Source organism: Ruegeria sp. AH7 (assembly GCF_056541325.1).
Genome location: NZ_JBQFYF010000005.1, coordinates 279125 through 305119, shown reverse-complemented (window position 1 = coordinate 305119; position 25995 = coordinate 279125). Strand labels below are relative to the sequence as shown.

Below are 25995 nucleotides of genomic sequence, written 5' to 3'. Positions count from 1 at the left end.
CCGGTCAGGCGTATTCGATGCTCAGAACTTCATAGGATCGCACACCGCCGGGTGTGCGCACTTCGACGCTGTCGCCTTCATCCTTGCCGATCAAAGCACGGGCCATGGGCGATTTGATGTTCAGCAGGCCGTTTTCGATATTGGCCTCATACTCTCCGACGATCTGCCAGGTCTTTTCCTCGTCGGTATCCTCATCGACCAATGTGACCTTTGCGCCGAATTTGATCGCGCCAGACAGTTTGGCGGGATCGATCACATCGGCCAGAGACAGGATGCCTTCCAGTTCCTTGATGCGGCCTTCGATAAAGCCCTGCTTTTCGCGGGCAGAATGATATTCGGCGTTTTCCTTCAAATCACCCAGTTCTCGGGCCGTTGCGATCGCTTCGATGATCGCTGGGCGCTCGACGGATTTGAGGTTTTTCAGCTCTGCTGCCAGCGCGGCATTGCCCGCAGGCGTCATTGGAATCTTTTCCATAGTCTTGTTGTCCACGCATAAATTGAGCCGCCCCGCCGCAGGGAAAGCGTCGGGGCGAATGATGGGTCGTTCAGTACCTGACCTAAATGGGGCGTGAATTGCAAGAGGCCAAGGGGCAGCCCGCGTTCAATTCGCGGCTTAGCGCCGTTCGGACGGGACAGGCGCGCGCCTGTGGCGGTGATCGGGGGGCTTGTCCCGGCGCCAGCGGCGCGAATGAGTGCATAGCCACAGCATCTCAATCATATTGGACCACTTCGAATTCTATGCCGTTGTCATCGTCGAAATAGAACCTTTTGCCTGGTTCGTAATCCGCATGGTTATGGGGTGTGAAACCGGCGTCGCGTACTTTGGCTTCGGTGGCGTCGATATCTTCGACCAGAACGCCAACATGGTTCAAGCCGCCGACGATGTCATAGCTGCTTTCACCTGCGGGTTTGGGATCACTGGGCGCATAAAGCGCCAGGTAGGTATGCGCGCTGCCCACATGCACAGTGTAGCCACCCGCAATGGCCGGGCCTTCCCAGCGGGTCTTCCAGCCAAAGACCTTTTGCATCCACGCCGCCGAGGCCTGCGGGTCGCGAACGGTGAAATTGGTGTGTTCAAGCGTCGCCATCATGGGATCTCCTTTACGAATTGAGGCTTGTCACGACTCACCGTAATTTCTAAACCTAACTTTAGGTCAAGGTATTTTTTACGAGGGTCTAATGGCTGCATCTGAAGGGCTGGCAATCGGCGCACTGGCCCGGCGCACCGGTTTGGCGGTATCGGCCATTCGGTATTATGAGGCTCAGGGCCTGATTTCGCCGTGGCGCAACGCGGGCGGGCAGCGGCGGTATCAGCGGGCCGATATCCGACGGCTGAGCTTTGTGATGATCGCACAGCAGTTCGGCTTGACCCTGCCGGAAATCCGCGAGGTTCTGTCGGGCCTTCCGGGCAACCGCACCCCGACACCGCAAGATTGGAAGGATATCAGTGTAACGCTGCGGGCGCATTTAGATCAGCGAATCGACACATTGGTACGGCTACGCGACAATCTGGATGGCTGCATTGGCTGTGGGTGCTTAAGCCTGCCGAAATGTGCACTGTACAATCCAGATGATCGCGCCAAATCAAATGGGAGCGGTCCCAGATACCTGATGGGCGACTCTCCAGAGGCTTAACTGCCGCATTGCAGCAATGTTACGCCGTGTTTTGATTGACCAAGGTCTTTCCGACCATGTAATCAGCCGTGAAACAAAATTGCGCCGACTGCACGAGAAAAGCGCCAATTCGGAAAGTTAGCTAAGGAGCCCGCGATGGCCGATATTGAACGCGAAGCGATGGAATATGACGTGGTGATCGTGGGCGCAGGTCCTGCGGGCCTGTCGGCGGCCATCCGTCTAAAACAGCTGGATGCGGATCTGAACGTTGTGGTTCTGGAAAAGGGGTCCGAAGTCGGCGCGCATATCCTGTCAGGCGCGGTGCTTGATCCCTGTGGTCTGGATGCGCTGATCCCCGATTGGAAGGAAAAAGGCGCGCCGCTGAACACACCGGTCAACGAAGACAACTTCTATATGCTGGGAGAGGCGGGTCAGATCCGTATCCCCAACTTCCCAATGCCGCCGCTGATGAACAACCACGGCAACTACATTGTCTCGATGGGCAATGTCTGCCGCTGGATGGCCGAGCAGGCTGAAGAGCTGGGCGTGGAAGTCTTCCCTGGCATGGCATGTTCGGAGCTTGTCTATGGCGAGAACGGCGAAGTCAAAGGCGTGGTCGCAGGTGTCTTTGGCCTGGAAGCCGATGGCTCTTACGGTCCAAACACCGAGCCTGGCATGGAATTGCACGGCAAATATGTCTTCCTGTCGGAAGGTGTGCGCGGGTCGCTGTCCAAAGAAGTCATTGCCAAATACGACCTGTCTGCTGGCAAAGAGCCGCAGAAATACGGCGTTGGCATGAAGGAGATTTGGGAGGTCGATCCTTCCAAGCACAAGGAAGGAAGTGTCACGCACACCATGGGCTGGCCGCTGGGTAGCAACGCGGGCGGTGGATCGTTCATCTATCACCTTGAAAACAATCAGGTCTATGTCGGCTTTGTGGTTCACCTGAACTATAAAAACCCGCATCTGTACCCCTACATGGAATTCCAGCGCTTCAAACATCACCCGGTCGTTGCTGACCTGCTGAAAGGCGGCAAGCGCGTGGCATATGGCGCACGGGCAATCACTGAAGGCGGGTTCCAGTCGATGCCGAAGCTGGTCGCGCCGGGTGTGGCGCTTCTGGGCTGCTCGGCAGGCATGGTCAACGTGCCGCGCATCAAGGGCAACCATAACGCCATGCTGTCGGGTAAGGCCGCAGCCGAGGCTGCCTATGAAGCCATCAAGGCCGAGCGGTCTGGTGATGAGCTGACAGATTATGAGACCGAAGTGCGCAGCGGCCCCATCGGCAGCGACCTCAAGAAGGTTCGCAACGTCAAGCCGATCTGGTCGAAATGGGGCCTGACCGCGTCACTGATGCTGGGTGGTTTGGACATGTGGACCAATACGCTGGGCTTTTCCCTGTTCGGCACCATCGGTCACGGTAAAAACGATGCCGAGGCGACCGAGGATGCCAGCAAGCACAAACCCATTGATTATCCGAAACCTGATGGTGTTCTGTCTTTCGACCGTCTGACCAACGTGTCGTTTGCGATGACCAACCACGAGGAAAGCCAGCCCTGCCATTTGCACCTGTCTGATCCAGAGGTTCCGGTAAAGGTCAACCTGCCTCAGTTCGACGAACCGGCGCAGCGCTACTGCCCGGCAGGTGTGTATGAGGTGGTCGAAGACGAAAACGGCCCGCGATTCGTGATCAACTTTCAGAACTGCGTCCACTGCAAAACCTGTGATATCAAGGACCCCAGCCAGAACATCACCTGGACCACACCGCAGGGTGGGGATGGCCCGAACTATCCCAATATGTAGGCGAAAACCGGTGCACTGGCAGGGTCGTGAAGGCTCTGCCATTGCCTCTTGCCAGCCAAGGCCCTAGCTTATCGGTCAGTCTATGTTAGCAGGGCAGGATTTAGGTGATTTCCCTTGTGCATCGCGCGGTATTGGCCGCGCTGCTTTTTTCGACGGTCAGTGTGCCAGTGTCTGCGGATACAGGGGCAGGGGCCTATCTGGCCGGTCGTCAGGCGATTTATGAAAGCGACTATACAGCAGCCGAGCAATACTATGCGCAGGCGCTAAAGTTTGACCCTCAGAACGCGCTTTTGTTGGAAAGTGTTGTGGTGGCACGACTGGCGCTGGGAGAGATCGAGCGCGCCTTGCCCATCGCGCAAACGATTGAAGAGGCTGAACTACCCAGCCAGGCCGCCAGAATGGTGGTCGCCGCCAATCTGATTGCGAATGACAAACTGGCAGAGCTTTTGGCGCGCGACCCCGAAACAAAGGGTGTTGGCCCGCTGGTAGACGGGCTGATGATCGCCTGGGCCCATCTTGGTCAGGGTGAATTGACCAAAGCGATGGAGCAGTTCGACACTGTATCCACCCAGGATGGGCTGCGCGAATTTGCGCTGTATCACAAGGCAATGGCACTGGCCTCGATCGGTGACTTTGAGGGGGCCGAGGCGATCTTTGCGGAAAATGATGGTGCGATTGCCCAATTCTCGCGCCGCGCAGCGATGGCGCGGACTGAGGTTCTGTCGCAGCTTGACCGAAACGCCGATGCGCTGGCGTTCTTGGAAACCGTCTTTGCGGCGGGCAGTGACCCTTCGATTGAAGATTATGTCAGCCAGTTGAATGCTGGTGAAACACTGCCCTTTACCCATGTTCGATCCGCTCAGGATGGCATGGCCGAGATCTTTTTCTCGGTCGCTGCGGTGCTGAACACCGAAGCGTCGCCTGACTATGTACTGCTGTACACTCGCGTCGCAAGCTTCCTGCGCCCCGATCATGTAGATGCAATCTTGCTGAGCGCAGAGCTTCTGGATGAATTGAAGCAATATGATCTGGCCGTCGATACCTATCGAAAGGTTCCAGCTGACAGCAATGATCACCATGCCGCTGAGCTGGGTCGGGCCGAGGTGCTCAGCCGGTCGGGCAAAACAGATGCCGCCATCGAAGTGCTACAGAATCTTTCGGCAAAGAAACCCAATCTGCCCAGCGTTCACGTGGCACTTGCGGATATCCAGCGGCAACAGGAAAACTATGCGGCCGCAGCAGCGTCCTATGACAGCGCAATCGCCCTGACAGACGCCGCGTCAAGCGGGAACTGGTTTCTGCACTACGCGCGTGGCATCTCGCATGAGCGGTTGAAGAACTGGGATCAGGCCGAGGCGGATTTTCGGCGGGCGCTGGAGTTGAACCCGGATCAGCCGCAGGTTCTGAATTATCTGGGCTATTCGCTGGTCGAACGCCGCGAAAAGCTGGACGAGGCGTTGGATATGATCGAACGGGCCGTCGCGGCGCGCCCAGACAGCGGTTACATTGTCGACAGCCTGGGTTGGGTCCTGTTCCGCCTTGGGCGCTATGACGAAGCCGTGGAACATATGGAACGCGCCGTAGCCCTGATGCCGGTTGATCCGGTGGTCAATGATCATCTGGGCGATGTCTATTGGGCCGTTGGCCGAGACCGTGAGGCCGAGTTCCAGTGGAAACGCGCATTGTCCTTTATTGACCCGGAAGAGACCGATGGCGAAGCTGACCCCGAGCGCATCCGCCGCAAGATCGAGGTGGGTCTGGATGCAGTATTGGCCGAGGAAGGCGCCGATCCTTTGAAGGTCGCCAATGGCAACTAAGGGCTTCGCGCCCGCCAAGATAAACCTCACACTGCATGTTACCGGCCAACGGGAGGACGGGTATCACCTGTTGGATTCGCTCGTGGCGTTTGCAGATGTCGGGGATCAACTGGAGTTTGCGCCGGGGCCCGATCTGTCGATTTCCGTTAGCGGAGAGCATGCGGCCGGGGTTCCCACAGATACGCGTAATCTTGTTTGGAAGGCGGCTGAAGCCATCGGCTGGACCGGGTATATCGATCTGAACAAAGTGCTACCACATGGCGGTGGGGTAGGCGGCGGATCATCTGACGCGGCGGCCATGTTGCGCCATTCGCAAGGTCAGGGCATTGATATTCCATCCGATCTTCCAGTCTCTCTGGGGGCGGACATACCGGTTTGCATGATGGCTAAGGCTGCGCGGATGCAGGGGATAGGTGAGCAGGTGACTGTGATGACCCTGCCTGAGTTGCCTGCCCTTTTGGTAAATCCCGGCGTTGAAGTGCCCACAGGGGCTGTATTCAAAGCCATGGAATCGCGTCAAAACCCGCAGATGCCAGATGATATTCCGATTTTTGAGGGCGTTGCTGACTGTGCCTTTTGGCTGTCCAATCAGCGAAATGACCTGCAAAGCCCTGCTATTGGCATCGCCCCTCAGATTGGGCGTGTTCTGGACGAATTGACCGGGACTCGGGAGGTGTTACTGGCGCGGATGTCAGGTTCAGGGTCAACCTGCTTTGCGCTTTATCCATCAATGAAAGCCGCGCATTTCGCAGCCTATGAGATTGGTGCGGCGCATCCCGATTGGTGGTGCCGCGCGACTCAGCTTAGTTGAGCCGGGACACCACGTAATCAGCCAGATCTCGCAGCAGGGTCCGCAGCTCGTGATCTGGCAGCACCTCCAGTGCTACTTTGGCTTTGTTGGCCCATCCCAGCGCATCCTGACGTGTGGTTTCAAGCGTCTGATACTTCGCCATCAAGCTCAGCGCATGATCCAGATCGCCATCTTGCTGTCGGCCTTTCTCAATCGTGCGTTCCCAGAACACGCGCTCGTCAGGCGTGGCCTGCGCCACGGCCTTGATCACCGGCAGGGTCAGCTTCCGTTCGCGGAAATCATCGCCGATATTCTTGCCGGTCGCTTTGCTATCCCCCTGATAATCCAGCAGATCGTCGGCAATCTGGAATGCAATACCCAGCGCATCGCCATAATCGAACAGAGCCTCGACCTGTGGTTCCGCCGCACCGGCGATCACACCGCCCACTTCGGTCGCTGCCGAGAACAACGCCGCTGTCTTGCCGCGCACGACTTGCAGGTAGACGGCCTCATCCGTGCCCAGATCGGTGGCGGCGGTCATTTGCAGTACCTCGCCCTCGGCGATCGTGGCCGAGGCATTGGCCAGAATATCCAGAACACGTAGCGAGCCGGTTTCCACCATCAACTGAAAGCTGCGGGAAAACAGATAGTCGCCCACCAACACGCTGGATTTGTTGTCCCACAAAAGGTTCGCCGTGGGCCGCCCACGCCGCTGGGCGCTTTCGTCGACCACGTCGTCATGCAGCAGGGTCGCAGTGTGAATAAATTCAACCGTCGCGGCCAGACGCACATGATGCTCGCCCGTGTAGCCAAACAGACGCGCTGCCGCCAATGTCAGCATCGGGCGCAGACGTTTGCCACCCGCTTCGACCAGATGTGCGGTCACTTCAGGGATGCGCGGTGCGTGCTCAGATGCCATCCGGGTCCGGATCAGCGTATTCACCGCCTCCATTTCGCCGGTCAGAATTTCAGCGAGCCGCTCATGCGGTTTCGAGATTGTGCTGACGTCCATCACACTCCTGATACAAGGCTCGACTTCTGCCATGCCTTGCCCTTACATCCATCCCCATGAAAGAACTATTGCGCAGCACCGATCCGACAATCCTGGCCTTTGCATCCGCTCTTCTTGAGGGCGAGGATATAGACTGCTTTCAGATGGACGTAAATATGAGCATCCTCGAAGGCGGCATTGGAATCTTCCCTCGTCGCCTGATGGTTCGGGCGGATGATCTGACCCGTGCCGAACGCGTGATGCGCGATAATGACATCCCGCTGGGACGATGACCCGTTTCGAGGATAAAGACCTAAGCCAAAATGCGTTTTTGGGCGGCAAGCTGCACTTGTGGCAGCCTGTCAAAGGGTATCGCGCCGGGGTCGATCCGGTTTTACTTGCCGCGTCGGTTCCGGCCACCAGCGGCCAATCAGTGCTCGAGCTTGGATGCGGGGCCGGGGCGGCCATTCTTTGTCTTGCTGCACGGGTTCCGGGTTTGCAAATGTGCGGCGTTGAGCTGCAACCACCCTATGCGGGTTTGGCGCGTCGCAACGCCGCCGACAATTCCATTACGCTGGAGGTTGTAACCGCCGATCTGACCGCACTTCCGCCAGAACTAAAACAACGTCAGTTTGATCATGTGATCGCAAACCCGCCCTACTACCGTGCTGACGCTCATAGTCCGGCCCATGATTCAGGGCGCAGTATTGCCTTGGGTGAACAGACCCCATTGGCCAATTGGATCGATGTGGCCATCAAACGCCTTGCGCCGCGCGGGTATCTACACATGGTCCAAAAAGCCGACCGCCTGCCAGACATGCTGATGGCTTGCCAGGGCCAGTTGGGCTCGGTCGAAGCGCTGCCCTTGGCGGCGCGGTCAGGGCGTGAGGCCGAGTTGGTGATTTTGCGTGCCCGAAAGGGCGGCCGCGCTGCATTCCGCCTGCATGCCCCGCTGATTCTGCATCAGGGGGACCGGCACGAACAGGATGGCGAAAGCTATAGCCCTGAGATTTCAGCCGTGCTGAGGGATGGTGCAGCCATGGGGCCGTTTCATACCTCTCGGCGATGACCAGCCGAATTTGTCGGATTTATTGCAGATTCTGTGCGTCTGCAGCGTGACAGGGTGGAAACGATGTGCTCAACTTCTTACGTGACTTTTAGACACGTAACCAAGGAGGATCGCCATGAGCGTGAGCGCACATCTGACGGAACTGAAGAAGAAGCACGAATCTCTCGGTCTAGAAGTGGAACAAGCCCAACGCTCGCCAGGCATCGATGATCTCCATATCGCCCAGCTGAAAAAGCAGAAACTTAAGCTCAAGGAAGAGATCGAACGCCTGTCAGCTTAACCAGTCAGGCTGGCGCGCGCCGCAATTACAGCGCCGCCGGTGATCAGTACCGCCGCGATCGCCAATGTCCATGTCGGCATGGCGATCCCGGCACCAACTAGAACAACAGTAGACAGCAAAGGTGCCGCATAAGAGCTGGTTCCCAGCATCTGTATGTCGCCCTGTTTGACCCCGATATCCCACACATAAAACGCCAGCCCTACAGGCCCCAGGCCCAAAGCAAAGGTTGAGGCCCAACTGAGCGCAGTATCGGGCCAGACGGTGGTTTCGAGTGCGAAATGCAGTACCCACGAGGCGATGGCAGTCAGCACGCAGAACACAGCAACAGTGCTTGTGGGCGTTTCGCCCAGTTTACGGGACAGTACCGAATACCCCGACCATGTCAGAGCACAGAGGAAGGCCAGCGCGTATCCCGGCAGGTGATCGACCTGAAAACCTGCGCTGCCACCACCGGTGATGATCAGTGCGGCCCCAGTAAAGCCGAGGCAGGCCCCGAACAAATGGCCCGGCCTCAGTTGCTCGCCGGGTAGAAGTCCTGAAAACAGGACAATCAGGAGGGGCCAGAGATAGGCAATCAGCCCAGCCTCTGCCGCCGGAGCCATGCGCAGGGCAGAGAAATAAAGCGCGTGGTATCCAAACAGACCAACAGTGCCGAATGCATAGATTTTCCAACTGATACTGCGCAGTTTGGAAAACCCACCGGATTGCCATGTCCAGATCAAACCCAGAGAACCGCCGATACTGAAACATATGGCATTGAGCAAAAGGGGCGGTGTCGGGGCCGAGCCGACGGTGAATAGCGCCAGCAAGGCCCACAGCAGAACAGCGATGAATCCGGTGGCAGTGGCGCGGTTTCTAGTCATTTGGCTAAGACGTCTTCTACGGGAATGATAGTGAACTCATCCGAGATATGGGCGGTCTTTTCAATCTCGGTCGCGAACCAATCGCGGAACGCGGCGACCTGTGGCCGGTTTTCCGCACCTGGCAGGCACAGAAACCGAAACCGCCCCTTTGTTTCGATGGCGGTTTTGAACGGGGCGATCAATCGCCCCTCGGTCATGTCTTTGATGATCATCGCGCGCCGCCCCAAGGCGACACCAACCCCGGCCACCGCAGCATCAATCGCGTGATCCGCGTTCGAGAAATGCGCGCCATGTGTTGGCGTGAACTCCATCCCAACGGCCTTGAACCAGGTCGGCCAATCGGCTGGTGGTTTGAGAAACGCGATTGAATCATCATGGATCAAGGGCGCATCACGCAAGCTTTCGGGGGTGGAAAACTGCTCTGCCAGCTCGGGTGTCATGACCGGCGTCAGCCATTCCTTGCGCACCGGCAGGCAATACAGCCCCTCATCCTGGCCAGAGCCAAAGCGGATCGCAACATCCACGTCGTCCTGTTCCAAATCCATATTGCGCAGGGTGGCCGAAAACCGAAGATCGATTTCCGGATGGGCGCGCGCAAATTCATAGAGGCGCGGGGCAAGCCATTTTGCCGTTAGCGCCGGTCCGGCTGTAACGGTGAGCGTTGTATTGTCCTGCAATCTGCGGGTCGCGGTCCATGCGGATTTGAGCGCGGTAAACCCCTCGGCCGTTCCTGGGGCAAGTGCTTTGCCCGCTTCGGTCAATTCCACTGCGCGGTTTAAACGTCGGAATAGGGGGTAGCCCAGATGCTCCTCCAGCGATTTGATCTGAAAGGACAGCGCAGCGGGCGTTACGTTCAGCTCATCAGCCGCTTTCGCAAATGACATATGGCGCGCGGCGGCATCAAAGGCGCGCAAAGCGGTCAGAGGAGGCAGTCGGTCGGACATTTCACTTAAGATTTACTTACCTGAGCTGTCGAAAACTCTCGTTTGTACGTTTTGAAATCAAGCGCCATGTTGAGAGCAAGTCAAGTTCATCTTTAGCCAGGAGGATATGCCATGATCGAGATGACGACCAACCCGTCTGTTCAAGATGCGATCCGTCGCGCCCATGAAGAACGCAGCAAAGTCATTCACCAACTTTGGGCGTGGTTAACCGGTTCCCGCTGATCACAGCGCGCGTGATCTTACGGGATAAAGAAGGGCCGGTCCAAAAGGACCGGCCCGTTTTTGTTGCTACTGAGTCTGATCAGACGAAGAACTGAGCACCGTTGGCCGAGATGGTCGAGCCATTGATGAACTGAGAATCGTCCGAGGCCAGGAATGCGACACAGCGTGCGATTTCCTCTGGTTCGCCCAAGCGGCCCGCCGGGATCTGGCCGATGATGGATTCACGAACTTTCTCTGGCACGGCCATAACCATTTCGGTGGCAATGTAGCCGGGGCAGATCGCGTTGGCGGTGATGCCCGCACGGGCGCCTTCCTGAGCCAGCGATTTTACGATGCCCAGATCACCCGCCTTGGTTGCAGCATAGTTCACCTGTGCAAACTGACCCTTCTGACCATTGATCGAGCTGATGACGATCACGCGGCCAAACTTGCGCTCGCGCATGCCGGGCCAGACAGGGTGGACCGTGTTGAACACGCCGGTCAGGTTGGTGTCGATCACTTGATGCCATTGCTCGGGCGTCATCTTGTGAAACGGTGCGTCTTTGGTGATGCCAGCGTTGGCCACAACGATATCGATCGGGCCAACTTCGGCTTCGACTTTTTCGATTCCAGCTTTGGACTCGTCATAGTCGGCCACGTTCCACTTATAGGTGGCGATACCGGTTTCCGCGGTGAATTTTGCGGCGGCTTCATCATTTCCTGCATAGGTGGCCGCAACATTGTACCCTTCGGCCTTGAGCGCCTTGGAAATTGCTGCGCCGATGCCGCGAGAGCCGCCGGTTACGAGTGCTGTACGTGCCATTTAGGAATCCTCCAAATTTAGTCGTCTTGGTAATTCTGTTACTCTGAGAGATGTTGTTGCGCAATATCGTTTCGTAGAGATTTAGGGCTTTCTGTCTGGCGATATTGTCGCATGTGTCGGATATGCATAGATTGTAACAAAAAAGGGCGCCGGTGGGACGCCCTTTTCTATTTGGTTGTCAAAGCACTTAGTCGCGCTCCACACACAGGGCAACGCCCATGCCGCCACCGATGCACAGGGTCGCCAGACCCTTCTTGGCATCGCGACGTTTCATTTCGAACAGTAACGTGTTCAGAACGCGGCAGCCCGAGGCACCGATCGGGTGGCCGATGGCGATCGCACCGCCATTGACGTTCACAATGGACGGGTCCCAACCCATGTCCTTGTTCACAGCACAGGCCTGCGCGGCAAAGGCTTCGTTAGCTTCAACCAGATCCAGATCGTCAACCGACCAACCTGCTTTTTCCAACGCCTTGCGCGAGGCGTAGATCGGGCCAACGCCCATGATCGACGGGTCCAGACCGGCGGTTGCGTAGGATGCGATCCGCGCCAGAGGTTCAATCCCGCGCTTCTCGGCGTTCTCGGCCGACATCAGCAGAGTCGCCGCCGCGCCGTCGTTCAGGCCCGAGGCGTTGGCGGCGGTGACCGAACCGTCTTTGGTGAAAGCTGGGCGCAGTTTTGCCATCGCTTCCATGGTGGCGCCGTGGCGGATGTACTCATCCTTATCCATCACGATGTCACCCTTGCGGGTCTTGATAGTGAAGGGCACGATCTCATCCGCAAACTTGCCGGCGTTTTGCGCAGCTTCCGCCTTGTTCTGCGAGGCAACAGCAAATTCGTCCTGCATGTCGCGGCTGATCTGCCATTTCTCGGCGACGTTCTCGGCGGTTTGACCCATATGGTAGCCGTTGAAAGCATCCCACAAGCCGTCGCGGATCATCGTGTCGATATATTTCATGTCGCCCATCTTGTGACCGGCGCGCAGGGCGGCGGCGTGGGGCGACAGGGTCATGTTTTCCTGGCCACCGGCGGCGACGATGTCCGCATCACCCAGTTGGATATGCTGCGCACCCAGAGCCACAGCGCGCAAGCCCGAGCCGCAGACCTGGTTGATGCCCCAAGCTGCGCTTTCCTGCGGCAGGCCCGCATTGATATGTGCTTGGCGGGCGGGGTTCTGGCCTTGTGCGGCGGTCAGAACCTGACCCATGATGGTTTCGCTTACTTCGCCTTTTTCTACTCCGGCGCGTTCTACGACTGCTTCCAGGACGGCAGCGCCGAGATCATGTGCAGGGGTGTTCGCAAACGAACCGCTAAAGCTGCCGACGCCCGTGCGTGCGGCGGATGCGATTACTACGTTGGTCATATAGTCAGTCCTTTACCGTCAAGGTCCTTTGGGAAATCTGACGGCGCAGGTGGCAGAGAGCATCTCTGACAAAACAAGAGCGCCCCAAGTTCCCCGCTCCAGCACTTCATGGCATATCGCAATGCTGCATATGCAGCAACGGGCAGCTTGTCTCAGCGACCGATACAATCTGTGCGCGAGCGCGGATTACCGCCTAAGAGCCTGTTTTGGATTTCTTTTCCTGTTTCCACGGCGGAGTGACTGAGGGCGCGCCAAACAGAAAACCTTGCAAACAGTCGACGCCGCTATTGCGCAGAAACTCGGCGTCAGCCTGATTTTCAACCGATTCGGCGGTCACCAGTATTTCGAATTCCTGCGCGATCGAGATCAATGCGCGCACCAGAGCCTGATTGTCCGGCTGTTCGCTGACACCTCGGATAAACTGACCATCGATCTTTGCCGCATCGAACAGGAACTCACGGAAATGGCGAATGCCAAAGTCGCTGGCGCCAAAATCGTCCAGTGCAAAGGCAATGCCGCGTTCCTGCAGGCGATCCATCAGGTCGATCACGAGCTCGGGTACCTGCATGGCGGATTGTTCCGAAATTTCAAGGATCAGCCGCTCTCCTATACTTTCGTCGCGTTTCAGAAACCGATCCAGCACCTTTGTCCAGCGCGCAAACCCGATCGAGCGGGCAGACATGTTAATCGACAATCGTATGCCGGGGTTTCGCACCAGTGTCTGCAATCCAAGTTCCAGCGCGATGCAATCAAGCTCGCGCCCCAGAGGTGTGTTTTCCAACTGCGGCATGAACTCTCGCGCCGGGATCACGCGCCCGGTATCGTCCAATACGCGGATGTAGCCCTCGTAGAAGGCAATGCCGCCGGGCGAATGCGCCTGCACAACCGGCTGAAAGGCCAGCTTGCACTGTTTGTGCTTCACCGCTTCGGTCGCCATTTTCACCACGGATCGATCCCGCGCCGAGATGGCCGATTTTAACGGGCTGTCCGATCCTTCATGTAGATCCGCAAGTTTCTTGTCCCGCATAAGCGCCGGTTCCCTGCACATGTCCGAATAGAGTTTCGGTCCCAGTGTCAGGGCAAACAGGTGAATCTGCGGTTAAAACGGGTGAAGTTTCAGCGGGCAGCGTGTTGGGCGCGTGCCAAAGAGGCTGCGGCCCCGATCACTGCTCCGGTAAAGCCCAACAGCATCATCAGGAAACCCAACGCGATCAAACCGGCCAAAGCGCTGGCAAGCGCGGCGATCATTGCCAGCATCAGACCCATCAGACCCACCAATATCGAAAGGGTAGTTAAGCGGGTCATGGGTGTGTCTCCGGTCACTCGTTATCTCAAACCATGGACTCCATATGGCACCCGTAACCGATATTTCAAGCTGAGACAGGCATGATCACGCGCAGTTCAGAATTGTTTTGCCTTCAGATTGGGCAATTCATCGCCAAGATGCTGGAAACCGGGCGTTCCGCGATCTTCGGGGTGCCGTGCCAGATGCTTTTGTTTGATCTGCTCTGAGCTGTCGCGGCTGCCATCATGACTGTAGCCGGGTGGTGCAAAACAATAGGCCAGCCTTTGGCGCAAAGTCAGGCCGGGTTGTGTGGCGTCGCGCCAGATGCCAACCCATTCATGAAAGGCCACGCGCAACGGGTTGAAGGTTCCGATGTTGTGGACCAGCCCGTAGTCGACCCGCTCATCCTCTTGTTCGGGTACAAAGGTGCCGAACATCTTGTCCCAGATGATGAAAACACCTGCATAGTTGCAATCCAGATAGCGCGCGTTGCGGCCGTGATGGGCCCGGTGGTGACTGGGGGTGTTCATCACAGCCTCGAACCAGCGGGGCATTTTGCCGATGGCTTCGGTATGGATCCAGAACTGGTAGATCAGGTTCAACCCGCCGACAAACAGGACCATGGCCGGGTGAAAGCCGAGCAGGATCAGTGGTGCGCGAACGACCATCATGAAGGTAAAAGTGTAGGTCCATGTCTGCCGCAATGCAGTGGTCAGGTTGTAGTGCTGTGAACTGTGGTGGTTCACATGGCTGGCCCAGACCCAGCGGATACGATGACCGAACCGGTGCACCCAGTAGTACCGCAGGTCATCCAGCACAAAGCACAGGATGATCACCGGGATCGAGCTACCCAGATCGAGCGGCGTGATCTGCCACAGCCACATAAAGAACGCATAGGCGATGAACCCCAGCAGAAATCCCGAGGCGATGTTTCCGGCCCCCATAATCAATGAGGTCACCGCGTCCCGTGTCTCATATCGGCCACCCCGGCCTTTGACAGCGATCCAAAGGAATTCGGCCAGAATCGCGGCGATGAAAAAGGGAACGGCCCATTGGACGGCGTCGGGAAAGGTAATCTGGTCTGTCATGTGGGTTCCATCAGGTTACGCCAATGGCTGCGTTCGAATTCGTCCAGACGAACAAGGCATCTGGGTGTGGCAAAGTCGTGAAACTGGATTTCGAACCCGTCGGGATGGTCCAGCAGGTCATAATCCAGTAGGTGCCGCGCGACGGTATCCGTGCCAAAGGACCAGATCAGACCAGGGCTGTTTGTGGTTCGGATCAGGGCAGTGTGGCCATCGTGGGCGATTGTCAGATCGATCACGTCATCGTCCGGGAAATGGCGCAGCCATTCCTGAAGCGTGTTGTCCTGTGTCAGCGCGCGCAATTGCGATCGGCCTGTCAGGTGCAGCAACAGCGTGACACCAGCGATTCCTCCGACCACCAGCACCAGAAGAATTTCCAGCGGCATTTGGCCCTCCCGCGGCCAGAGTGCAGCCGGCCTTTGCAGCTGTCAAAGGTGGCGTGGCGTAAGGCGGAATGGCAAAGGGGCGCAGCCGCAGTGGTTGCGCCCCTCGAGAACTCGATCGGGTCAAAATTATATCAGTTGCTGATCGTGTAAGTCCCGCCAGAGTCACCCTTGCCTTTGTTGCGGGTGAACGTCACCTGATTGCCGTCCAGCGAAACGGTCTGGCAATCTTGCGGCAACGTATCGCTTCCAACCACCAGATTGCGGCACCAGAACCGTTTGTTCCAAACCCAGGCCCCGGCAACGTTTCGACCGTCGTCCAGTTTACCAGACAGTTTTCCGTCGGCCGAAATGACCAGGGTCGCCCCGTTCCCAGTCAGCGTTTTGCCAGCAACTGCATCAAGGAATTGCTTCTGCTTTTTGATGTCCTTGGCGTCGGCTGCCACCGCCGCCGCCAGTGCAATAAAGGTAGCAGCGGCAAGTGTTACGATACTCTTCATAAAATACTCTCCTGATTAAACGGCAAGAGAGTATCATGATTCTAACGGTTTAGAGCAGAATTTCTCAGCTTTCAGCGTTGACGAGAGCCGAGATAATCGCCTTCGCGCTATCCGAGTTCCATTCGGCATCACCAATCAGTCGCGCGATCTCATTGCCGTCCGGATCAAGTATCACGGTGATCGGCAGGCCAATCACGCCCATCTCACGCGCCACGGCCTGTTTGGGGTCCTGATGGCGAGGCAGGTTGTCGATCCCGTTCTCGTCAAAGAACTTTTTGATCCCGGCGGGTGAGTTGCGCCCGGTGGCCAACGTCAGCACCTCGAACCTGTCGCCGCCGAACTCTTCTTGAAGTTCAGCGATCTGGGGCATCTCCTTGCGGCACGGGGCACACCAGGTGGCCCAGAAGTTCAGGAGGATGTATTTGCCCTTATAGTCCTCCAGAGACGCCGTGCCGCCATCATCTTCCAACTCAAATTCAACCGCTTCAACCGGTTTGGGCTCTTTGTGCAGGATCAGTCGCTTCAGGCTGTCCTCGCGCAGCGGCCCCAATGTCTCGGCATCGGTTGCCAAAGCGGCGTTTGCACCCAGCGCTAGGGCCATATAAAGGGGGATCAGACGTAACAGGCGCATATCAACTCCGGGTTTTCTTTCATGACCGATCAATCCTCGAACCAGATGTGGGGCGGCCGCTTCGCCGCCGGTCCAAACGCGATCATGGAGGCAATCAATGCCTCGATCGGGTTCGATCAGCGGATGGCAGCCCAGGACATCGCAGGCTCGCGCGCCCATGCCGCCATGTTGGCCGCCACAGGCGTTATTAGTGATAGTGACGCGCAGGCTATTCGGGAAGGGCTGCTCACCGTTTTGTCAGAAATCCAAAACGGAGACTTTCAGTTCTCGACCGCGCTGGAAGACATCCACATGAATGTCGAAGCGCGCCTGAAAGAGGTGATCGGTGAACCCGCAGGCCGTCTGCACACGGGTCGGTCGCGCAATGATCAGGTGGCGACCGATTTCAAACTCTGGGTCCGCGATCAGTTGGATACGGCAGAAACCGGCATTCTGGCTCTGATCCGCGCGCTTTTGGCGCAGGCCGAGGCCGGGGCGGATTGGGTCATGCCGGGCTTTACCCATTTGCAAACCGCGCAGCCGGTAACATGGGGCCACCACATGATGGCCTATGTCGAGATGTTTGGTCGCGACCTGTCCCGCGTGCGTGACGCGCGCGCCCGGATGAACGAATCCCCGCTGGGGGCCGCTGCGCTGGCCGGGACATCTTTCCCAATCGACCGGTACATGACGGCCGAAGCGCTAGGCTTTGACTGCCCTGCCGCGAACTCGCTGGATGCGGTCAGCGACCGCGACTTCGCGCTAGAGTTCCTGTCCACTGCCTCGATCTGCGCCGTTCACCTGTCGCGCTTTGCCGAAGAACTGGTGATCTGGTCCTCGGCCCAATTCCGGTTTGTGACGCTGTCCGACCGATTCTCGACCGGCTCGTCGATCATGCCGCAGAAGAAAAACCCCGACGCGGCGGAGCTGATCCGCGCCAAAGTTGGCCGCATCTTTGGTGCGAACACTGCGCTGATGATGGTGATGAAGGGCCTGCCGCTGGCCTATTCCAAGGACATGCAGGAAGACAAGGAACAGGTCTTTGACGCCGCCGACAACTGGATGCTCGCGCTGGCCGCGATGGAAGGCATGGTCAAGGATATGAACGCCAACCGCGATAGCCTTGCTGCCGCTGCGGGGTCTGGTTTTTCGACCGCGACCGATCTAGCCGACTGGCTGGTCCGGGTGCTGGGCCTGCCGTTCCGCGATGCGCACCATGTGACCGGGTCGCTGGTTGCCATGGCCGAAAGCAAGGGCAGCGACCTGCCGGATCTGTCGTTGGAAGACATGCAATCGGTCCACGATGATATCACCGATGACGTCTATTCTGTCCTCACCGTTGAAAACTCGGTAAACTCGCGCCAATCTTATGGAGGGACTGCGCCTGATCAGGTGCGGGCTCAGATCAAACGATGGAAGGCGTTGGTATGATGCGTATGTTTCGGGTCATTCTGCTGATCTTGACCGGTTTTGCCTTGGCAGCCTGTGGTGCCGATGGCGAACCTGTTCAGCCGACCGCCAGCCTGGGTGTTGGCGTCGGATCCAGTGGGACACATGTTGGCGGAGGCGTTGGCCTACGCAAAGGCGGCCTTGGCCTTTATCTGGGTGTCTGATCCGAAACCCAACACCGTTAGCACCTAGCCTGAGGAGAACGGCATATGCGAACCATCGGCCTAGTTCTAACGCTTGCCGTTTTGGCGGCGTGCGAATCCACATCTGCGTCGCGCCCTGATCCTAAGCCAGAGCCAAAACAGTCCGGCATTTCTGTATCCGGCTATGCACGTGCCGGGGTCTCGACAGAGTTCTAAATGGCCGCGCGGGGCTCTTGAGCACCCGAATCCATTGAACCGGGGGGCCGTTTTGGTCTAAGCGCGCAGATATGGATCACTTTCTCTACCGCGACGGCGCGCTTTTCGCCGAGGATGTCCCTGTCTCCGAAATCGCTGCCGCGGTCGGAACCCCGTTCTATGTCTACTCAACAGCCACCTTGCTGCGTCATTTCAAGCTGTTTGATGATGCGCTTGAGGGAACCGATCACCTTGTTTGCTACGCGATGAAAGCGGCCAGCAATCAGGCCATCCTGAAGACATTGGCACAGGCAGGCGCTGGGATGGATGTTGTTTCGGGCGGTGAGTACTTGCGCGCCAAAGCAGCAGGTGTTCCGGGTGACAAGATCGTGTTTTCGGGCGTCGGCAAAACGGCAGATGAGATCCGGACTGCCCTGACCGGCGGTATCCGTCAGTTCAACGTGGAATCCGAACCCGAGCTGAAGGTGATCAGCGCGGTTGCGGCAGAGCTGGGGATGGTTGCGCCGATCACAATCCGGGTGAACCCGGATGTGGATGCGAAGACTCATGCCAAGATTGCGACAGGTAAGTCCGAAAATAAATTTGGCATTCCGATCTCGCGCGCATCCGAGGTTTATGCGCTGGCCGCCAGCCTACCGGGGCTCGAGGTGATTGGGATTGACGTTCATATCGGATCACAATTGACCGAACTGGAGCCGTTTGAGCTTGCCTATACCAAGGTCGCTGAACTGACCGAACAGTTGCGGGCCGAGGGGCACAATATCCGCCGCCTTGATCTAGGGGGCGGTTTGGGCATTCCATATGCGCGCTCGAACGATGCGCCGCCGCTGCCTGTCGAATATGGTGCGCTGATCAAGAAGACGCTGGGACATTTGGATTGTGAAATCGAGATCGAACCTGGCCGTCTGATCGCGGGCAATGCCGGGTTGATGGTGAGCAAGGTGATCTATGTGAAATCCGGCGAGGGTCGAGATTTTCTGATCCTTGATGGCGCAATGAATGATCTTATCCGCCCGGCAATGTACGAGGCGTATCACGACATTATTGCTGTTCAGGAACCTGTGCCTGGCGTTGAACAACAACCCTATGACATCGTGGGCCCGGTCTGCGAAAGCGGCGATACTTTTGCCAAACAGCGCAACATGCCGCCGCTCGATGCGGGTGATCTGGTGGCGTTCCGCAGTGCCGGTGCTTATGGCGCGGTGATGTCTAGTGAATACAACACGCGGCCGTTGATCCCCGAGGTTCTGGTGCATGAGGATCAATTTGCAGTTATTCGTGAACGCCCAAGCTTTGACGAAATCATAAACCGCGATACCATACCTACGTGGCTTTGACGCAATCAGCGTAAGGGCCCGATCAGGAGGCCCGCATTGCGCGATAAAGTGAAACTGCCGATCCCAAAACGTTCGCTCTGGCTGACCCATGCGGGGATGCTGGCCGAGCAGGTTTTGCGCGCATTCTGGCCGTTTTTCTCGATTTTGATGGCTGTTCTGGCTGCTTTGATGCTGGGCCTTCAGGATCAGGTGCGCGTTGAATTTGTCTGGGCCGCAGGTGCAGTCAGCCTGATCGCGCTGAGCGTGGCTGCAGCTGTTGGGATTCGGCGATTCCATCGGCCGACGCGCTCTGAGGCGCTTGTGCGCTTGGATGAGGCTTTGCCCGGTCGCCCTATTCAGGCGTTGATCGATGACCAGGCCATTGGGGCGACGGATGCGGATTCAGTTGCTTTGTGGCAGGCACACAAGGCACGGATGGCGCAGCGCGTTTCTCAGGCCGAGGCAGTGCAACCTGATCTGCGCCTTGCTTCGCGCGATCCATACGCCCTGCGCTATGCCGCGCTATTGGCTTTGGTTGTCGCCATGCTGTTCGGATCGCTATGGCGCATTGGCTCCGTCGCCGAGATGACGCCGGGAACGGCGGTCGCGGGGCAGGGACCAACCTGGGAGGGCTGGGTTGAGCCACCGCGCTATACCGGCCTGCCGACACTCTATCTTGCCGATCAATCCGAGCCCGCTCTGTCGGTGCCTGCGGGCAGTAGTGTGACTTTGAGGTTTTATGGTGAGGTTGGTGCCCACAGCCTGACCGAAACAAGTTCGGTCACTGGAACCGAAGCTGCCACTGAACCAGAACAGGATTTTGTTGTCACTCAATCGGGGCAATTGCGGATCGAAGGACCTGCAGGCCGGGATTGGGTTGTTGACGTGATTGGCGATGCCCCTCCGACCATTGACGTGGCAGGTCGGGCCGAGGCCGAAGCGGGCGGGCAGATGAAGCTGCCGTTTCAATCCAGTGACGACTATGGCGTTGTCTCTGGCTCTGCCCTGATCGAACTTGATCTGGACGCCGTAGATCGCCGGTATGGTTTGACCACCGAACCTGAGCCGCGCGAGGTGATCGAGATTGAATTGCCCATGCCCATCACCGGCGACCGGGCTGATTTTACCGAAGACTTGATTGAAGACTTCTCGCAGCATCCATGGGCGCATCTGCCGGTGCGGATAACGCTGATGGCGCGCGATGCGGCGGATCAGCAATCGGAATCGCAACCCTATCTGACCCTCTTGCCTGCGCGCCGGTTCTTTGATCCGCTTGCGGCTGCTGTGATCGAACAACGGCGCGATCTGCTTTGGTCGCGCGAGAACGGCGCACGGGTCGCTCAGGTGTTGCGGGCAGTTTCGCATCAGCCCGAGGGTCTGTTCCGCTCGGATACGGCCTATCTGCGACTGCGCGTGTTATTACGTCGGTTGGAGACCTTTAATCAGTACGGGTTGAAGCAGCCTCAGCAGGAAGAAATCGCGCAAGCCCTGTGGGATCTGGCGGTGCTGATCGAAGACGGCACCCTGGCCGACGCACTTGAGCGGATGCGCCGCGCGCAGGAACGCCTAAGCGAGGCGATGCAAAATGGTGCGAGCGAAGAAGAGATTGCAGAGTTGATGCAGGAGCTGCGCGAGGCGACGCAGGACTATCTGCAACAGTTGCAGCGTCTGGCGCAACAGAATGGCGAAGATGGTGAACGTCAGTCTGGGCAAAATGGCGAGTCGCTGCAGATGTCGCAGGATGATCTGCAGGCCATGATGGACCGCATTCAAGAACTGATGGAACAGGGCCGCATGGCCGAAGCCCAGCAGGCGCTGGAAGAGTTTCAGCAGATGATGGAAAACATGCGTGTTACCCAAGGTCAGGGTCAAGGTGGCCAGTCCGAGGGGCAACAGGCCATGGAAGGTCTAGCCGAGACATTGCGCGAACAACAAGGTCTGAGCGATCAGGCCTTCCGCGATTTGCAGGAACAATTCAACCCGGGCGGGCAGGCCGGTGAAAGCCTGGGCAATGAAGGTCGCAATGGTGGTCAGGGTCGGGGTCAAAGCCACGAAGGGCAGGGCGGTCAGGGGCAGGATTCGGATCAGGCTGGTGAAGGCCAATCCGGTCAGGGAAGTCTGGCGGATCGTCAACAGGCGCTGCGCGATGAATTGCGGCGTCAGGAACAGGGCCTGCCGGGTGCCGGCACGCAGGAGGGCGAAGCTGCCCGCGATGCGCTGGGCCGTGCGGGTCGGGCCATGGATGAGGCCGAACAGGCCCTGCGCGGCGACGATCTGGCCGAGGCGATAGATCGTCAATCCGAAGCGATGGAAGCCCTGCGCGAAGGCATGCGCTCACTTGGTGAGGCGTTGGCCGAGAACCAGCAAAACCAATCCGGTCAAGGTGCGCAGGAAGGCGAGGCCCAAGCGAATAACCGTGATCCACTGGGTCGAAACCCCGGCGCTGCGGGGTCCATCTCGACGGATGACAATCTGTTGCAAGGCGAAGATGTTTACCGCCGCGCGCGTGAGCTGCTGGATGAAATCCGCCGACGGACCGGAGAAACCGACCGGCCTACGATTGAGTTGGAATACCTGAAACGGCTGCTGGAACGGTTCTGAGGCCGTCAGTCCTGTGATGCGCCTGATCCGGCCTGTGCCTCAAGCCAGATACGCGCCTGATCGATCAGCGATACGTAGGGTTTCAGCACTGGATCGGCCTGTGGGACGACTTCGCTGATTTGCTGCGCATTGCCGTAGATCAGATATAGGATCACCGCGATGATCAGAACCAATGCAAACCCGCGTACAAAGCCACCGGATTTGCGTGCTGGTTGCGCGGCATCCGGGTCTTCGGCCAACATGCTGGAGTTGATGGTCTCGACATCCGGCAACGCCTCTTTCTGACCGGCATCTTCGGATGTTTCTGACGCGGTTGGCGTTTTGGGTTCGACCTTTGGAATTGGTGCGACATCCAATGCGAGATCAGGCTGCGTTTCAAGGCTGCTGCCTTCCTGCGCCCTGAGTTCGGATTCTCGTGCGGCCTCTTCCTGAAGAATATCGGCGACAGAGGGGTCAATATTTCCGGACGTGTTGGTTTCAGTCGTGGCCACTTCCGTCTCCTGGTCGGAAAAAGCTTCCTCGACCGGAGACCTGTCACTGCCTGTGTCGTCTTCCTCCTCAGGTGTTGACGTCTCGAGCTCAGACAGCTTGGCCTTCAGTTCGGTGGTTTCCACCCCAGCTGTTTCATCGGCGGGGTATTTCGCCTGAAACCATGTCTGATCACAGGCCGAACATTGTACATCGCGGCCTTCTTCGGGGATGACCTCGTCTGGCACCTCATATTGGGCACTGCAATTCGGACATGTAAGACGCATGCTGCCTCCCCGGCCGGCAATTCGGCGGATAATAGTTTTTTCAGGCATATTATTCCGTTAAGACCCAACAGCAAAGCGCGATTTCGGTTTCAGGGTCCAAGTGTCACCAATTGGACTCGGTACAGGCATTGAAACCACATTCGCGCTCGGGCAAGAAGAGCAGCATAATAAAGGGGACACGTGTGATCGAGCTGGAGAATGTCAGCTACACCTATGGTGGCGGCGAATTGCTGAGCGACGTCTCGGTGCAATTGCAGCCGGGCTCGTTTCATTTTCTGACGGGTCCATCCGGGGCGGGCAAAACCACTTTTCTAAAGCTGTGCTATGGTGCGTTGTTGCCAACGTCGGGGCGTCTGAGCGCCTTTGAGCAGGATGTTTCAGCCTTAGACCGTGATGAGATGGCGTTGCTGCGCCGCCGGATCGGTGTTGTACATCAGGATTGTCAGTTCCTTGATCACATGACGCTGGCAGAAAACGTGGCCTTGCCCTTGATGGTTTCGGGCCGCGCCGAGGCCGAGGAACAAAGCAATCTGTCAGAATTGCTGGGATGGGTCGGTTTAGGTTCGCGGCTAGACGCACATCCGCCCGAACTGTCGGGAGGTGAACGCCAACGTGCCGCACTGGCGCGTGCCCTGATCCTGTCACCCGATGTTGTATTGGCGGACGAACCCACGGGAAATGTGGATTGGGAGATGTCGCAGCGTCTGTTGCGCTTGCTGGTCGAGTTGAACAAAATGGGCAAAACCGTCCTGATCGCAACCCATGATCTAAGTCTGATCCGCGCCGCAAAAAGTCAGGTCCAGGCCCGCGTTCTGCGAATTTCGCAACGCCGGTTGCAGCTGGCGGGGGCAGATCTATGAGCAAGGGTGACATCCGAAATCTGCTGCGCCGCGACAGCCGCGCCGATCGGGTGGTACCGCCAACTGGTTATACCGCTCATCTGACATTGTTCGTTTCTGGCGCGATGGCCTTTCTGACGGTTTTTGCGTTGGCCTTGTCTCTGGCCTCGGGCCGGATCGCGGATCGCTGGGCCTCGGAACTGGCCGGGGCGGCAACGTTGCGGATCAACGCCCCTGCTGAACAACTGGCTGCCCAGACTGAGGCCGCTCTGACCGTTCTGAACCAGACACCGGGTGTGGCATCAGCCCGTGCGCTGACTGTTGAAGAACAGGCGGTGTTGCTGTCGCCCTGGTTTGGACCGGACTTGCCGCTGGATACGTTGCCCATACCGCAGCTGATCGAGATTGTCGAAGGTGAACCGGGTTTGGATGTTGCTGGCCTGCGCCTGCGTTTGGGGGCCGAAGTGCCGGGTGCTGTACTGGACGACCACACACGATGGCGCGAACCTTTGGTAGACGCGGCCATGTCACTGCGACGGCTTGGGTGGATTTCGATCCTGCTGATCGGAGGCGCAACAGCTGCCATGATCACGTTAGCGGCCAATGCCTCTCTGGCGGCGAATGCGCAGATCATCGAGGTGTTGCGTCAGGTCGGTGCGCGCGACCGGTTCATCGCGGGCGCTTTTGTGCGTCGGTTCACCTATCGTGCGCTGTTCGGTGCGGCGGTGGGCACAATGCTGGGCATGATCGGTGTTCTGCTATTGCCCGAAGCCTCGGATGCCGGAGGGTTCTTGTCCGGCGTCGGATTTCAGGGGACGGATTGGGCGCTGCCGGTGGTGATCCCAATTCTGGGTGCCGTTGTCGCTTTCTTCGCGACTTGGACCGCTGCGCGCCGCAAGTTGAAGGAGCTTTCCTGATGTCCAAGGCTGTTCAATGGCTCCGCTCGTTGGTCTTTATGTTCGTGATCTACCTTTGGATGTTGATCCTTGGTATCGTGTTTTTGCCCTATGCGATTTTTGCAAAACGGGGGGCATCAAGGGCCTGCAAAACCTATGCGCGCAGCACATTGTGGCTGGCGCGCTGGATGGTGGGTATTCGCAGCGAAGTACGCGGTACACCGCCGACAGGTGAGGTTGTAATCGGTGCCAAGCATCAATCCTTTCTCGATATCATTATGATCTTCAACGCTATCCCGCATGGCAAGTTCATCATGAAGCGAGAGCTGTTGTGGACCCCGATCATCGGGATGTATGCGCGCCGTCTGGGCTGTATTCCCGTGAACCGGGGCAAGAAGGGCGCTGCCGTTGCCAAGATGGTCAAGGACGTCGCTAAAGAATTCACCGAACCCGGTCAGCTGGTCATCTATCCGCAAGGCACCCGCGTCGCACCGGGGGCCAAGAAACCTTACAAAGTTGGCACTGCCGTTTTGTACGAAGGGTTGGGTTTTCCCTGTGTCCCTGTGGCGACAAATGCGGGCGTGTTTTGGCCGCGTACGGGTCTCATGCGCAAGCCGGGCCTTGCGATTGTAGACTTCCTTGAACCCATTGAGCCCGGTGTAGAACGCGAAGAATTTCTGGAACGTCTAGAAAACGTAATCGAAACACGTTCTGACGCGCTGATGCAAGAAGTGGGGTTTGATCCGGATGCAGTTCATTGACGATCTAAGCACGCTAGAAGGGCTCTACGGCACACCGGGCGCGCCATCTTTGCGTAAGGTGGTGCGACAGCTTACGCCGCTTTATCGTAAGTGGATTATGGCGTCCCGACTATGCGTTCTGAGTACGGTTGGCCCGGAAGGCGTAGATGGCAGCCCGCGCGGTGACGATGGCCCGGTGGTTCTGGAACTGGATCCCGCTACGCTGGCCCTGCCGGATTGGCGAGGAAACAACCGCTTGGATTCGCTGCGCAATATCGTGCGAGACCCGCGCGTGTCGTTGATGTTTTTTGTGCCGGGTTCAAACAATGTGGTTCGTTTGAACGGATCGGCACGGTTGACGGCTGATGAGAACTTGCGCGTGCGGTTCGAAAAGCATGGCAAACGCCCAGCGACCGTTATCGTGATTGACATCCAGGAAATCTACACGCAATGCGCCCGTGCGCTGATGCGGGCTAAAACTTGGTCAAGCGATGATGAATCCCAAGGCCTCCCAACGGTGGGAGAGATCCTTGCCGAAGCGTCGGACGGTGAGGAGGGTGGCGCACGCTATGACCAGGAATGGGCTCCGCGCGCCGCCAAAACGATGTGGTAGGCATAG

At 57.9% G+C, this 25995-nt stretch carries 29 protein-coding genes; 15 read left to right on the top strand and 14 right to left on the bottom strand.

What is annotated here, in order from left to right:
• Window positions 1-4 precede the first annotated feature (4 nt).
• Complete coding sequence (gene greA, locus ACR0JX_RS13995; protein ID WP_480544391.1) at window positions 5-475, bottom strand: transcription elongation factor GreA; 471 nt, start codon at window positions 473-475, stop codon at window positions 5-7.
• Window positions 476-710: 235 nt separating this feature from the next.
• Entirely contained in the window at window positions 711-1091 is a 381-nt protein-coding gene (locus ACR0JX_RS13990; RefSeq protein ID WP_480544390.1) for a VOC family protein, read from the bottom strand.
• Between the two features lie 88 nt (window positions 1092-1179).
• Here ACR0JX_RS13990 and soxR point away from each other — a divergent pair, with 88 nt between their 5' ends.
• The 4 genes from soxR (at window position 1180) to ACR0JX_RS13970 (ending at window position 6045) form a co-directional block, all read left to right on the top strand.
• Window positions 1180-1635: a redox-sensitive transcriptional activator SoxR gene (gene soxR / locus ACR0JX_RS13985; protein ID WP_353013598.1), complete on the top strand. Its 456-nt coding sequence runs from the start codon at window positions 1180-1182 to the stop codon at window positions 1633-1635.
• A gap of 135 nt (window positions 1636-1770) precedes the next feature.
• On the top strand, window positions 1771-3417 hold the full coding sequence (locus ACR0JX_RS13980) for an electron transfer flavoprotein-ubiquinone oxidoreductase (RefSeq protein ID WP_480544389.1): 1647 nt from the start codon (window positions 1771-1773) through the stop codon (window positions 3415-3417).
• Window positions 3418-3521: 104 nt separating this feature from the next.
• Window positions 3522-5234 (top strand): tetratricopeptide repeat protein, encoded by a 1713-nt coding sequence (locus tag ACR0JX_RS13975; protein ID WP_480544388.1) that lies wholly within the window; start codon window positions 3522-3524, stop codon window positions 5232-5234.
• The gene (locus ACR0JX_RS13970; protein ID WP_480544387.1) at window positions 5224-6045 is read left to right on the top strand and encodes a 4-(cytidine 5'-diphospho)-2-C-methyl-D-erythritol kinase; all 822 of its coding nucleotides are present in this window, start codon (window positions 5224-5226) and stop codon (window positions 6043-6045) included. The genes ACR0JX_RS13975 and ACR0JX_RS13970 overlap by 11 nt, the downstream gene beginning before the upstream one ends.
• On the opposite strand, the gene ACR0JX_RS13965 is transcribed toward ACR0JX_RS13970, so the two are convergent.
• Complete coding sequence (locus tag ACR0JX_RS13965; RefSeq protein ID WP_480544386.1) at window positions 6038-7036, bottom strand: polyprenyl synthetase family protein; 999 nt, start codon at window positions 7034-7036, stop codon at window positions 6038-6040. The genes ACR0JX_RS13970 and ACR0JX_RS13965 overlap by 8 nt on opposite strands.
• Window positions 7037-7092: 56 nt before the next feature.
• Here ACR0JX_RS13965 and ACR0JX_RS13960 point away from each other — a divergent pair, with 56 nt between their 5' ends.
• The 3 genes from ACR0JX_RS13960 to ACR0JX_RS13950 all read left to right on the top strand — a co-directional run bounded on the left by ACR0JX_RS13960 (window position 7093) and on the right by ACR0JX_RS13950 (window position 8364).
• Complete coding sequence (locus tag ACR0JX_RS13960; protein ID WP_170387439.1) at window positions 7093-7308, top strand: putative signal transducing protein; 216 nt, start codon at window positions 7093-7095, stop codon at window positions 7306-7308.
• On the top strand, window positions 7305-8084 hold the full coding sequence (locus tag ACR0JX_RS13955) for a tRNA1(Val) (adenine(37)-N6)-methyltransferase (RefSeq protein ID WP_480544385.1): 780 nt from the start codon (window positions 7305-7307) through the stop codon (window positions 8082-8084). The genes ACR0JX_RS13960 and ACR0JX_RS13955 overlap by 4 nt, the downstream gene beginning before the upstream one ends.
• 115 nt (window positions 8085-8199) lie before the next feature.
• On the top strand, window positions 8200-8364 hold the full coding sequence (locus tag ACR0JX_RS13950; RefSeq protein ID WP_083445267.1) for a YdcH family protein: 165 nt from the start codon (window positions 8200-8202) through the stop codon (window positions 8362-8364).
• On the opposite strand, the gene yddG is transcribed toward ACR0JX_RS13950, so the two are convergent.
• From yddG to ACR0JX_RS13900, 10 genes are all read right to left on the bottom strand, one after another.
• Complete coding sequence (yddG, locus tag ACR0JX_RS13945) at window positions 8361-9227, bottom strand: aromatic amino acid exporter YddG (protein WP_480544384.1); 867 nt, start codon at window positions 9225-9227, stop codon at window positions 8361-8363. The genes ACR0JX_RS13950 and yddG overlap by 4 nt on opposite strands.
• Window positions 9224-10171, bottom strand: a complete 948-nt coding sequence (locus ACR0JX_RS13940; RefSeq protein ID WP_480544383.1) for a transcriptional regulator GcvA — start codon at window positions 10169-10171, stop codon at window positions 9224-9226. Before ACR0JX_RS13940 ends, yddG begins: the two co-directional genes overlap by 4 nt.
• 301 nt (window positions 10172-10472) lie before the next feature.
• Window positions 10473-11195, bottom strand: coding sequence for an acetoacetyl-CoA reductase (gene phbB / locus ACR0JX_RS13935; RefSeq protein ID WP_170535772.1), 723 nt, complete (start codon window positions 11193-11195; stop codon window positions 10473-10475).
• A gap of 187 nt (window positions 11196-11382) precedes the next feature.
• Window positions 11383-12558, bottom strand: a complete 1176-nt coding sequence (locus ACR0JX_RS13930; protein WP_480544382.1) for an acetyl-CoA C-acetyltransferase — start codon at window positions 12556-12558, stop codon at window positions 11383-11385.
• Window positions 12559-12751: 193 nt separating this feature from the next.
• On the bottom strand, window positions 12752-13585 hold the full coding sequence (locus tag ACR0JX_RS13925) for an EAL domain-containing protein (RefSeq protein ID WP_480544381.1): 834 nt from the start codon (window positions 13583-13585) through the stop codon (window positions 12752-12754).
• Window positions 13586-13674: 89 nt separating this feature from the next.
• Window positions 13675-13863 (bottom strand): hypothetical protein, encoded by a 189-nt coding sequence (locus tag ACR0JX_RS13920; RefSeq protein WP_480544380.1) that lies wholly within the window; start codon window positions 13861-13863, stop codon window positions 13675-13677.
• A gap of 96 nt (window positions 13864-13959) precedes the next feature.
• Window positions 13960-14931, bottom strand: coding sequence for a sterol desaturase family protein (locus tag ACR0JX_RS13915; RefSeq protein ID WP_480544379.1), 972 nt, complete (start codon window positions 14929-14931; stop codon window positions 13960-13962).
• Window positions 14928-15314, bottom strand: coding sequence for a hypothetical protein (locus tag ACR0JX_RS13910; protein ID WP_480544378.1), 387 nt, complete (start codon window positions 15312-15314; stop codon window positions 14928-14930). Before ACR0JX_RS13910 ends, ACR0JX_RS13915 begins: the two co-directional genes overlap by 4 nt.
• 131 nt (window positions 15315-15445) lie before the next feature.
• Entirely contained in the window at window positions 15446-15811 is a 366-nt protein-coding gene (locus tag ACR0JX_RS13905) for a hypothetical protein (protein ID WP_480544377.1), read from the bottom strand.
• A 64-nt stretch (window positions 15812-15875) separates the two neighbouring features.
• Window positions 15876-16442, bottom strand: coding sequence for a TlpA disulfide reductase family protein (locus ACR0JX_RS13900; protein ID WP_170535784.1), 567 nt, complete (start codon window positions 16440-16442; stop codon window positions 15876-15878).
• 21 nt (window positions 16443-16463) lie between these two features.
• On the opposite strand from ACR0JX_RS13900, the gene argH reads away from it, so the two are divergent.
• From argH to ACR0JX_RS13880, 4 genes are all read left to right on the top strand, one after another.
• Window positions 16464-17852 carry an argininosuccinate lyase gene (gene argH / locus ACR0JX_RS13895; RefSeq protein WP_480544376.1) on the top strand — a complete coding sequence of 463 codons (1389 nt, stop codon included), beginning with the start codon at window positions 16464-16466 and terminating at the stop codon, window positions 17850-17852.
• Window positions 17849-18034: an argininosuccinate lyase gene (locus tag ACR0JX_RS13890; protein ID WP_417750407.1), complete on the top strand. Its 186-nt coding sequence runs from the start codon at window positions 17849-17851 to the stop codon at window positions 18032-18034. Before argH ends, ACR0JX_RS13890 begins: the two co-directional genes overlap by 4 nt.
• 266 nt (window positions 18035-18300) lie before the next feature.
• Entirely contained in the window at window positions 18301-19566 is a 1266-nt protein-coding gene (lysA, locus tag ACR0JX_RS13885) for a diaminopimelate decarboxylase (RefSeq protein ID WP_480544375.1), read from the top strand.
• Between the two features lie 36 nt (window positions 19567-19602).
• Window positions 19603-22146 (top strand): TIGR02302 family protein, encoded by a 2544-nt coding sequence (locus tag ACR0JX_RS13880; protein WP_480544374.1) that lies wholly within the window; start codon window positions 19603-19605, stop codon window positions 22144-22146.
• 5 nt (window positions 22147-22151) lie between these two features.
• Here the strand turns inward: ACR0JX_RS13880 and ACR0JX_RS13875 are convergent, their stop codons facing one another.
• Window positions 22152-22901, bottom strand: a complete 750-nt coding sequence (locus ACR0JX_RS13875) for a zinc-ribbon domain-containing protein (RefSeq protein WP_480544373.1) — start codon at window positions 22899-22901, stop codon at window positions 22152-22154.
• Between the two features lie 182 nt (window positions 22902-23083).
• Between ACR0JX_RS13875 and ACR0JX_RS13870 the strand changes: the two genes are divergently transcribed.
• From ACR0JX_RS13870 to ACR0JX_RS13855, 4 genes are read left to right on the top strand one after another with little or no spacing between them, the layout of a single operon-like run.
• The gene (locus tag ACR0JX_RS13870) at window positions 23084-23761 is read left to right on the top strand and encodes a cell division ATP-binding protein FtsE (protein WP_480544372.1); all 678 of its coding nucleotides are present in this window, start codon (window positions 23084-23086) and stop codon (window positions 23759-23761) included.
• Window positions 23758-24657, top strand: a complete 900-nt coding sequence (locus ACR0JX_RS13865; RefSeq protein ID WP_480544371.1) for a cell division protein FtsX — start codon at window positions 23758-23760, stop codon at window positions 24655-24657. The genes ACR0JX_RS13870 and ACR0JX_RS13865 overlap by 4 nt, the downstream gene beginning before the upstream one ends.
• Window positions 24657-25397, top strand: coding sequence for a lysophospholipid acyltransferase family protein (locus tag ACR0JX_RS13860; protein WP_480544370.1), 741 nt, complete (start codon window positions 24657-24659; stop codon window positions 25395-25397). The genes ACR0JX_RS13865 and ACR0JX_RS13860 overlap by 1 nt, the downstream gene beginning before the upstream one ends.
• Window positions 25384-25989: a pyridoxamine 5'-phosphate oxidase family protein gene (locus tag ACR0JX_RS13855; RefSeq protein WP_480544369.1), complete on the top strand. Its 606-nt coding sequence runs from the start codon at window positions 25384-25386 to the stop codon at window positions 25987-25989. The genes ACR0JX_RS13860 and ACR0JX_RS13855 overlap by 14 nt, the downstream gene beginning before the upstream one ends.
• Window positions 25990-25995 lie beyond the last annotated feature (6 nt).